The sequence below is a fragment of the Amycolatopsis sp. NPDC114503 genome, from assembly GCF_055633655.1.
Window position 1 is genome coordinate 302,475 of record NZ_JBVKDT010000005.1, and the last position, 7,764, is coordinate 310,238.

Here is a 7,764-nt window from a genome sequence, read left to right on the forward strand (position 1 = left end):
TGACTAGAAGGGCAGGCAACCCCGTGGCGCCCAAGATCAAACCGGAAGACCGCGAATGCCCGCTGTCGACGGCGCTGAGCTATGTCGGCGAATGGTGGACGCTGCTGCTTCTGCACGACTGCTTCGACGGCTACCGCCGCTTCGACCAGTTCCAGGCCAACCTGAAGATCTCCACCAGCATGCTCACCAGCAGGCTCAAATCCCTGGTGGAGAACGGGATCCTGGAGAAGAAGCCGTACCAGAGCAACCCGGTCCGGCACGAGTACCTGCTCACCGAACTGGGCCGGTCGCTGCGTCCCGTGATCGTCGCGCTCGCCGCATGGGGGAATTCCCGGCTCGACCCGGCCGAGCGCAGCATGATCCTGGTCGACGCGGCGACCGGCGAAGAGGTGGAACCCGTTCTCGTCGACCAGGCGACCGGACGGCGAGTGGACGGCGACGGCTTCGTCTTCACCGCCGGCCCCGCCGCCAGCGCCCCCTTCCGCGACCGCTACGCCGACGCCCGGCGCTCAATCAGCGGATCGACCACACCCGCCTAACCGCCCCCGCACGGAAAGCACCGCGACAGCGGGAAAAACACGTCAGCCCGCGACGGCGTCGGAGATCCAGCCGGCCACCGGCAGATCCCGTTCGAGGCATTCGACCGACAGCCGGATCGTCCAGCGCAGCGCCTGCAGCAGAAGGCTGTCCACTTCGTTCGGAGCGGCGCTCGCCAACGCGATCTCGACCTGCTCGCGAGCGGCGGCGGTATTGCCGTGCACCTCGGCGAGCAGCGTGCGAACGGCGGTGCGGACCGGCGGATCGGCTTGGTCGATCGAAACCTCTTCGCCCGCCTCGTCGAAAACCTGCACCTTGACCGGGGCGGTGCCGCCGTCACCGAGCGTGGACACCATCGCGCTGCATTCGCCGAAGAGCAGCAGCATCAGCTCTTTGGTCTCCTCGTCGCGTTCGCCCGGCTCCCGCGACGAGGGCGTGACCTCTTCCAGCGCCTCCGTGTCCTCGCCAAGACTGATGGCGACGAGCGCGCGCTGTGCCTTCTCGACGAGCCGCTGCTCGCCCTCGCTCCGGTCCGCGGTCACGTGCCTATCAAACACCAGACCGGCGGTCGGCGGGATACCCCGGATCGCGGCCTCAGCCCGCCGCGGAAAGCGCACCCAGCGCGAGACGGCACAGCAGATCGGCGAGTGCGCTGTCACCGAGATGGCGGTTGTAGGGCGTCGAGTTGATCAAGCCGAACACGGCGTGTGCCGCCGACCGCGCCTGGCGTTCGCCGAGACCGGGCACAGCTTCGCGAATCGCCCGCACCCACACCTCGACGTACTGCCGCTGAAGCGCGCGCACCTGCTTGCGATCACCGTCGGTGAGATTCGCGAGATTGCGCTCCTGCACGGTGATCAGCGCCGGGTGGTCGAGCGCGAAGTCGACGTGGAACCGCACGAGCGCGGCCAGCAGTTCGTCCGGGGTGCCGCCCGCCGCGGCGCGCTGGGTGCCGCCTTCGAGCAGGTAGTGGCTGATCGAGTTGAGCATTTCCCCGAGAATCGCGTCCTTGCTGCGGAAATGCCGGTACAGCGCGGGACCGGAGATGCCGACGGCCGCGCCGATGTCGTCGATGCCGACGCCGTGGAAACCGTGGTGGGCGAACAGCTCGGCGGCGGCGGTGAGGATCTGTTCCCGTCTGTTCGGCTTCGCGCCGTTCACCAGTGGGAGGGAATTCGCCGACATCCGCACATAGTAGGTCCCTCGGTTAGCGAACGCTAACTTCCGGTGCTACTTCCTGCCTGGGCCAAGTGGACGCACCCGGATTTCAGGGGTGTCTCGTGGGGATTGCACCTGGTAAAGCTTTACCGCGTCAAGCTGTCACGACAGGAGTGACCCATGGCTGCAAACACCCGTCAACCATCACGACGCATCCTTCGGATGTGCGCGGCCCTGGGGGTCGCTCTCGCTGCCTCGCTCGGCTTCGCCACCGGTGCGAGCGCTGCGTCGCAAAACTACGTCGCGCTCGGCGACTCCTACTCCGCCGGAGTGGGCGCCGGGAGCTACGGAGATTCCGGCAGCTGCAAACGCAGTGCCAACGCGTACAGCCAGCTGTGGGCCAACGCCCACTCCGGCACCAATTTCACCTTCCTCGCCTGCTCGGGCGCGAGGACCAGCGACGTGCTGAACCAGATCAGCTCGATGCCGTCCAACGCCACCTTGATCACGCTCACCGTGGGCGGCAACGACGCCGGCTTCACCGACGTGATCAAGACGTGCACGCTGGGAAGCGACCAGACCTGCGTGGACCGGGTCAACACCGCCAAGACCTACGTCCAGAACACCTTGGCCGGCTTGCTGGACAAGGTGTACTCGGCGGCCAAGAGCAAGGCTCCCGGGGCTCGGCTGGTCGTGCTGTCTTATCCGCGGTTCTACACCGTGCCCGGATCGTGCAGTGTCGGCTTGAGCGACACGAAGCGGTCGGCGATCAACTCCGGCGCGGACACGCTCGCGTCGGTGGTGTCGTCCCGGGTTTCCGCGGCCGGCGGGCAGTTCGTGGACGTCCGGTCGGCGTTCGACGGGCACAACATCTGCTCGGCGGCCAGCGATTACCTGCACAGCTTGACCTGGCCGGTGGACGAGTCGTACCACCCGACTGCCGCTGGGCAGCGGGGCGGCTACTACGCGCCGCTGACCTCGGCGATCGGCTGACGTTCGGATTCGTGAAGGCCGCCTTGAGTTCGCTCGAGGCGGCCTTTCCCGTGTTCAGCCCAGCAAAGTCTTGGCCAGTGCGGAGATCTGCTCGGTCTCGATGAGGAACGAGTCGTGGCCGTACGGCGAAGACAGCACCGTGGCCGCACCAGCCTCGCCGCCGACCCCGCCGACCCCGCTGGCGATCTCGTGCGACTGATACGGCGGATAGAGCCGATCGCTGTCCACCGCAGCGACCACCGTGCGTGCGGTGACCCGGCCTAACGCAGCGGCGACCCCGCCCCGGCCGCGGCCGACATCGTGGGTGTTCATGGACTCGGTGAGCACCACGTAGGAACCCGCGTCGAACCGATGGACGAGCTTGTCCGCGTGATGGTCCAGATAGGACTCGACCGCGAATCGTCCGCCGGCCAGCGGATCCTCGTCCTGCTGCGGCCGGTTCCCGAAACGCGTCTCCAGTTCGGGTTCGCACCGGTAAGTGACGTGCGCGATCCGCCGGGCCACGCCCAATCCGCGGTGAGGGCCTTCGGCGGCGGAGTAATAGTCACCGCCGTGCCAGGCCAGATCGCCTCGGATCGCGTGCAGTTGCGGTGCGGCCCAGGCGATTTGCTCGGCTGACGCGCGGGCGGTCGAGGCGAGGACGAGTGCGGAGGCAACACGATCGGGTTGACTTACGGCCCATTCGAGAGCCCGCATCCCGCCCATCGAACCGCCTGCGACGGCCGCCCAGCGTTCGATGCCGAGCGCGTCCGCGAGTGCCGCTTCGGCGTTGACCTGGTCTCGGACGGTCAGGGCCGGGAATCGGCTGCCCCACGCCGCACCGTCCGGAGCGAGCGAAGACGGGCCGGTCGACCCCTGACAGCCGCCGAGGACGTTAGGGGCCACGACGAACAGCTCGCCGGTGTCGAAAGCCTTGCCGGGGCCAATCAGTCCGTCCCACCATCCGGGACTCGGATGCCCGGGTTCCGCGGGTCCGGCGGCGTGGCTGTCGCCGGTGAGAGCGTGCTCGACGAGGACGGCGTTGGACCCGTCGGAGTTGAGCGTTCCCCACGTTTCGTACGCGAGGGTGTAGCCGGGCAGGCTGGCGCCGGCCTCCAGCGCGAGTGCGCCGGGGCCGGTGAACCAGTGCCGTCTGCCGGGTGGGTCCCCCGCCCGCCACGCGCCGGTGACGGGCGGAAGACTCGCGCCGGGATCGGTCACAGCGCCGCCTTGGCAGCTCGGAAGCCTGCCTCGAGGTCGGCCTTCAGGTCCTCGATTCCTTCCAGCCCGACCGCGAGCCGCACGAGACCCGGCGTGACGCCGGCGGCGACCTGCTCCTCGGGGCCGAGCTGGCTGTGCGTGGTCGACGCCGGGTGCACGATCAGGCTGCGCACGTCGCCGAGATTCACCAGCTGGCTGTGCAATTCCGTGCCGTCGACGAACTTCCGGCCCGCCTCGACCCCGCCGCGCAGCTCGAACGACAGCACCGCGCCGACGCCGCGCGGCAGGTACTTCTGCGCCGCGGCGTGGTGCGGGCTCGACGGCAGTCCGGCGTAGTACACCTTCTCGACCTCGTCGCGTTCTTCGAGCCATTCCGCGAGGGCCTGCGCATTGTTGGAGTGCCGCTCCACGCGCAGCGACAGCGTTTCGATGCCCTGCAGGATGAGGAAGCTGTTCAGCGGGGCGATCGCCGCGCCGGTGTCGCGCAGGATCTGCACGCGTGCCTTGGCCGCGAACGCGCCCGGGCCGAGCGCCTCCCAGTACTTGAGACCGTGGTAGCTCGGGTCGGGCTCGTTGAAGCCCGGGAAGCGCGACGGGTCCTTGCCGAAGTCGAACGTGCCGCCGTCGACGAGCACGCCGGCGACCGTCGTGCCGTGGCCGCCGAGGTACTTCGTCGCCGAGTGCACGACGACGTCCGCACCGTGCTCGATCGGGCGAACGAGGTACGGCGTCGGCACCGTGTTGTCCACGACCAGCGGGACCCCGGCCTCGTGGGCGACGTCGGCGACCTTGCGGATGTCGAGCACGGCGCTGCTCGGGTTGGCCAGCGTCTCGGCGAAGAACAGCTTCGTGTTCGGCCGGACCGCTGCCCGCCACTGCTCCGCGTCGTCCTGATCGTCGATGAAGGTGACCTCGATGCCGAGCTTCGGCAGCGTGTAGTGGAAGAGGTTGTAGGTGCCGCCGTACAGCGACGGGCTGGTGACGAAGTGGTCGCCCGCGTTGGCCAGGTTCAGGATCGCCGCGGTGACCGCCGCCGAACCGGAAGCGAAGGCGAGACCGGCGACGCCGCCTTCGAGCGTGGCGACGCGCTGCTCCAGCACGTCCTGGGTCGGGTTGTTGATGCGTGTGTAGATGTGGCCGGGCTCGGCGAGGCTGAAGAGATCGGCCCCGTGCTGAGTGTCGCGGAAGACGTACGAGGTGGTCTGGTAGATCGGCGTGGCGCGAGCGCCGGTGGCCGGGTCGGGCGCCGCCCCCGCGTGGATCTGCTTGGTCTCGAAGGACCAGCTCGTGGTGTCTTCCGGCATGTGCTCGCTCCTAGCGGTCGTGGACGGGTCGGCTGGGCGCCGACGCTAACCAGGCCGGACGAAACGCCCAACCGCTCTCACGAGATGAGAGTCCTACGCACCCGGACGTAGGAACAAGTGCCGAGCGCTGACGGACGACGCGACGGTGGTGTACAGCGCACCCTCGGGCGCATGGACTGGAGAATGCGCCCGGCGACCCGGAAGTGGTTCCTGTTCGGCCACGTCGTCACGTCGGTCGGCTGGATCGGAGCCGAACTCGCGGTGCTGATCTGCAGCATTCTCGCGATCGCCGGCTTCGATCCGGTGACCGCGCGCAGCGCGAACGTCATCGCCGGGATTCTCGCCGGCGCGCTCTATTTCCCGGCCAGCCTGCTCGCGCTGGCGACCGGTGTCGTCCTCGGGCTCGGCACGAAGTGGAAGCTGGTGCGCTACCACTGGGTGCTGTGGAAGCTGCTGGCGACGCTCGCCCTGTTCGGCGGTGGAAACCTGCTGGTAGTCCCGTCTTTCGTCGCGCATGGCGAGCAGGCTTCGCGAGGCGAGATCGTCGGTGCGAGCGCGGTGGCGGGCACCGGGGCGATGAGCGTCGGGCTGACGCTGCTGCTGGGGGCGACGCTGGTGTCGTACTTCAAGCCGTGGCCGAAGGTCGGTCGCGCTAACTAGTGCCGCGGGTGGCGAAACCGGTGCAGTCTTCTACCGTTCCAGCAAGAACGTCAGGAGCACTGGAGGTAGCCGTGGTTTCGGTGCGCAGCGTCGTGGACCGGGTCGGTCCCACGCTGCTCCACGCGCTTCTCGTGCCCGAAGACTGTCCCGCGGTCGGCGACGTGGTGATCGCCGAGCCGGGTGCGGAGTCCGCCATCGCCGCGGGTGACCTGGTGCTCGGCGTCGCCACGATCGAGTCGGCCGACGCCGCCGCGCTCGTCCGGGTGAGCGCCGGGCGCGGCGCGGCGGCGGTGCTGTTGAAACCGCCGTTGGCCGCGAAACAGTCGGTGCGGCGCGCGGCGAAGTCGGCCGGGATCGCGTTGATCCAGGTGCACGCGGCGACGTCCTGGGCCCAGCTGGTGTGGCTGTTGCGCACGGTTCTGGACGCGCTCGCCGACGAATCCGAAGCGCTCGAAGAGGGCGGAGACCCGGGTTCCGGCGACCTTTTCCGGCTCGCCGACGCCGTAGCCGCGGTGGTCGACGCGTCGGTGACGATCGAGGACACCAACTCGCGCGTACTCGCGTACTCCGCGCGCCAGGACCTCACCGACCCGGCGCGCGTCGCGACGATCATGGGCCGGCGCATCCCCGACGACGTGCTGGCCCGATTCCGCTCGCGCGGCGTTTTCCGCGAGCTTTCCCGTGGGCGACAGACGATCTTCGTCCCAGCCCAGCGCGACGGCACCCTGCCGCGGCTGATCGTGCCCATCCGGATGGGCGGCGAACTGCTGGGCTCGATGTGGGCCGTCGTCCCCGGCCCGGTTTCCGAGGAACGCGCGGCGGCTTTCGCGGACGCGGCCCCGGTGGTCGCGCTGCATCTCCTGCGACGGCGTGCGCACACGGACGCGCAGCGCCGGGCTTCCGCCGAATTGTTGCGCGCGGTCTTGGAAGGACAAGTCCCGCCGCGCCGGGTGGTCGCCGAACTGGATCTGTCCGACGAGCCGCACCGGGTCGTCGTGGTGGACGTCAGCGGCGGCGACAGCCGGGACGCCGAAGGGCTGTTGCTGGCTTTGCTGGAACGAATTTCGCAAGGTTTCGGACGCCGTCCGGTCGCGGCTGAACTGGGCGGGTTGCTGTACGTCGTGGTGCCGGACCGCACCGGCGAGGGCGGCTGGCCGGAACTGCGGGACGCGCTGCTCGCCCAACCCGCTTCTCGCCGGGGCGGACTGCCTCGCGCGGCAGCGGGTGCGCCGGGCGACCCGACTGCGCTGGCCGCGTCACGAGCCCAGGCGGACGAAGCGCTGGGCCTGCTGCGGGCAGGGCTGGTCGAGGGTCGCGTCGTGGCGTACGACGAAGCGTGGACCGCGCTGGTCCTGCACCGCGCCGCCGCCGGAGCAGCGGCGGCGCAGGTGTCGGAACTCGGCCCGCTCGGCGTGCTGCGCGCACACGACGAGACGAGCAACGCCGGGTACGTCGACACTCTCTACGAATGGCTCCGGCACCCCGGCGACCCGCGCGCCGCCGCGGAACGGCTGCGGATTCACCCGAACACGTTGCGGTACCGGATGAAACGGCTGCTGGAACTGGTCCCGCTGAACCTCGACGACCCGGATGTCCGGCTCGCCCTGCTCACCCAGCTGATCGCGCTTCGGTGGAGCTGACTTTGCCGGTCCGGTAGCTGAGGTCGTTGGCCCGCAACGATTCCGGCCGCACGGCCCCGCTCCCGCAAAGTCCGTGAGGGGAACCCTGAAGGAATCTGATTCCCTCAGGGTTCCCCTCACAGCCCTAAACCGGCACCGCAGCACCCAACCAACAATGCACCCATACTCCCCCGCACCCCGATACGAAGCCAAAAACGCGGCGCGGGGGGGGTTTTTCCCATGCTCCTTTCTCCCCGGTAAACAACCCCTCCACTGCGTCCCCCCTCCCCTTC

Annotated in this window: 8 protein-coding genes; 4 read left to right on the forward strand and 4 right to left on the reverse strand. The window is 69.1% G+C overall.

Translation table 11 applies throughout. The annotated features are described in order from the left end of the window. Positions 1–23: 23 nt before the first annotated feature. Positions 24–539 carry a winged helix-turn-helix transcriptional regulator gene (locus ACZ7OI_RS23185; RefSeq protein WP_470266273.1) on the forward strand — a complete coding sequence of 172 codons (516 nt, stop codon included), beginning with the start codon at positions 24–26 and terminating at the stop codon, positions 537–539. A gap of 42 nt (positions 540–581) precedes the next feature. On the opposite strand, the gene ACZ7OI_RS23190 is transcribed toward ACZ7OI_RS23185, so the two are convergent. Together ACZ7OI_RS23190 and ACZ7OI_RS23195 are read right to left on the reverse strand one after the other, a co-directional pair. Further along, positions 582–1,079, reverse strand: coding sequence for a hypothetical protein (locus tag ACZ7OI_RS23190; protein WP_354747361.1), 498 nt, complete (start codon positions 1,077–1,079; stop codon positions 582–584). Between the two features lie 52 nt (positions 1,080–1,131). Next, a complete protein-coding gene (locus tag ACZ7OI_RS23195) occupies positions 1,132–1,722 on the reverse strand; it encodes an SACE_7040 family transcriptional regulator (RefSeq protein WP_470266274.1) in 591 nt (196 codons plus the stop codon). A 195-nt stretch (positions 1,723–1,917) separates the two neighbouring features. Here ACZ7OI_RS23195 and ACZ7OI_RS23200 point away from each other — a divergent pair, with 195 nt between their 5' ends. Beyond that, a complete protein-coding gene (locus ACZ7OI_RS23200) occupies positions 1,918–2,688 on the forward strand; it encodes an SGNH/GDSL hydrolase family protein (RefSeq protein WP_470266666.1) in 771 nt (256 codons plus the stop codon). 54 nt (positions 2,689–2,742) lie between these two features. Here ACZ7OI_RS23200 and metX read toward each other — a convergent pair whose 3' ends face one another. Both metX and ACZ7OI_RS23210 read right to left on the reverse strand, forming a co-directional pair. Continuing rightward, on the reverse strand, positions 2,743–3,888 hold the full coding sequence (metX, locus tag ACZ7OI_RS23205; RefSeq protein WP_470266275.1) for a homoserine O-acetyltransferase MetX: 1,146 nt from the start codon (positions 3,886–3,888) through the stop codon (positions 2,743–2,745). Continuing rightward, positions 3,885–5,192, reverse strand: coding sequence for a bifunctional o-acetylhomoserine/o-acetylserine sulfhydrylase (locus ACZ7OI_RS23210; protein WP_470266276.1), 1,308 nt, complete (start codon positions 5,190–5,192; stop codon positions 3,885–3,887). The genes metX and ACZ7OI_RS23210 overlap by 4 nt, the downstream gene beginning before the upstream one ends. A gap of 171 nt (positions 5,193–5,363) precedes the next feature. Between ACZ7OI_RS23210 and ACZ7OI_RS23215 the strand changes: the two genes are divergently transcribed. Together ACZ7OI_RS23215 and ACZ7OI_RS23220 are read left to right on the forward strand one after the other, a co-directional pair. After that, the gene (locus tag ACZ7OI_RS23215) at positions 5,364–5,852 is read left to right on the forward strand and encodes a hypothetical protein (protein WP_470266277.1); all 489 of its coding nucleotides are present in this window, start codon (positions 5,364–5,366) and stop codon (positions 5,850–5,852) included. Between the two features lie 71 nt (positions 5,853–5,923). Further along, on the forward strand, positions 5,924–7,492 hold the full coding sequence (locus ACZ7OI_RS23220) for a PucR family transcriptional regulator (protein ID WP_470266278.1): 1,569 nt from the start codon (positions 5,924–5,926) through the stop codon (positions 7,490–7,492). Positions 7,493–7,764: the final 272 nt, after the last annotated feature.

Coding starts and splice junctions, on each gene's coding strand:
- ACZ7OI_RS23210 (WP_470266276.1), bottom strand. CDS start 5,192: ATGCCGGAAGACACCACGAGCTGGTCCTTCGAGACCAAGCAGATCCAC.
- ACZ7OI_RS23200 (WP_470266666.1), top strand. CDS start 1,918: ATGTGCGCGGCCCTGGGGGTCGCTCTCGCTGCCTCGCTCGGCTTCGCC.
- ACZ7OI_RS23195 (WP_470266274.1), bottom strand. CDS start 1,722: ATGTCGGCGAATTCCCTCCCACTGGTGAACGGCGCGAAGCCGAACAGA.
- ACZ7OI_RS23215 (WP_470266277.1), top strand. CDS start 5,364: ATGGACTGGAGAATGCGCCCGGCGACCCGGAAGTGGTTCCTGTTCGGC.